General features: G+C 65.9%; 1 protein-coding gene. It reads left to right on the top strand.

What is annotated here, in order from left to right; genetic code table 11:
* Positions 1–50 precede the first annotated feature (50 nt).
* Positions 51–1,406 carry an IS3-like element ISBlo11 family transposase gene (locus FYJ31_RS12380; protein ID WP_012576493.1) on the top strand — a complete coding sequence of 452 codons (1,356 nt, stop codon included), beginning with the start codon at positions 51–53 and terminating at the stop codon, positions 1,404–1,406.
* Positions 1,407–1,432 lie beyond the last annotated feature (26 nt).

Genomic DNA, 1,432 nt, shown 5'->3' with positions numbered 1-1,432 from the left:
GGGGATGCGGACGGAAAGTTGGACGCTTGGGCGTCCGGATTGGAGTCCGCATGTTTTCGATGGAGGATCGGCGCAGGGCCGTTGACCTGTATTTCACGGAGGGCATGACCATCAGGAAGGTCATTGCCGAGCTTGGTTACCCGTCCGAGGGCGCGCTGGTGAAATGGGTTCGCGAGGACCCGCGTTACACGGGCGCGTGCAGGCGTTCGTATACGCTGGAATGCAAGACGAATGCGGCCAGACGCGCGCTCGAGGGCGAGCCCCTCGCCCGCGTGGCGCGCGACGCGGGTTGCACGCCGACGAGCGTGTACCAGTGGATGCGCCGCTACCGGAGCGAGGGGATACTGGGACTGATGGACAGGAGAAACGCGCCGATGCCGGCCGAACCGATGCCCGCGGCCGGCGATGACGTGGAGGAGCTGCGCCGGCAGGTGGAGGTCCTGCGGCTGGAGAACGCGGTGATGCGGGAGACGATCGATGTTTTAAAAGCCGACGACCCGCGCCTCGACCCGTCCATGCTGACGAACAGGGAGAGGACGCGGGTCGTCGACGCGATCAGGGGTGAATTCGGCCTGGCGGCCTGTCTGAAGGCCGTGGGGCTGAAACGCAGCACCTACTATTACGAGCGCGGCGCGATCGCCGCGGGCGACAGGTACGCCGTGCTGCGGGCCCGCGTCGCCGGCCTGTTCGAGCAGGGTGGGCGCGCATGGGGATACCGGACCATCCACCGCATGCTGCGCCTTGACGAGTCCGACCCGATCGTCGTCTCGGAGAAGGTCGTCAGGCGGATCATGCGCGAGGGGGCCATGCGGCCCGTGTACCTGAAGCGGCCGAAGCGGTGGAGCTCCTACGCCGGCGAGATCGGCGAGGCCCCGGCGAACCTCGTGGAGCGGGACTTCCACGCCGACGCGCCGAACATGCTGTGGGTCACGGACGTCACCCAGTTCACCATGGACGGGTACAAGTGCTGGCTTTCCCCGGTGGTCGACTGCTTCGACGGGATGGTGGTCTCCTGGACCTTGTCGCGCTCCCCGAACGCCGACATGGCGAACCGGATGCTCCTTGACGCGGTCGCCACGCTCAGGGACGGGGAACATCCAATCATCCATTCCGACCGCGGCTGCCACTACCGGTGGGACGAATGGATCCGCATCTGCGAGGAGCACGGGCTGATCCGGTCGATGAGCGCCAAGGGATGCAGCCCGGACAACGCGGCCGCCGAGGGGTTCTTCGGCAGGCTCAAGAACGAGTTATTCTACGGGCGGGACTGGAGGGGCGTGGGCTACGAGGAGTTCCGCGAACGCCTGGCCGCCTACCTGACCCACTACAATGAAACCAGGATCAAGAAGTCACTGGACTGGATGAGCCCCGTGCAATACCGCAGAAGTCTTGGACTGGCCGCCTGACCGTCCAAAAAAACATCCGCACCCCC

The sequence above is a fragment of the Bifidobacterium sp. WCA-178-WT-4B genome, assembly GCF_009696495.1.
GTDB lineage: Bacteria > Actinomycetota > Actinomycetes > Actinomycetales > Bifidobacteriaceae > Bifidobacterium > Bifidobacterium infantis.
Note: the sequence above shows the minus strand (reverse complement) of the source record. Positions and strands in the feature narration are given on the sequence as shown.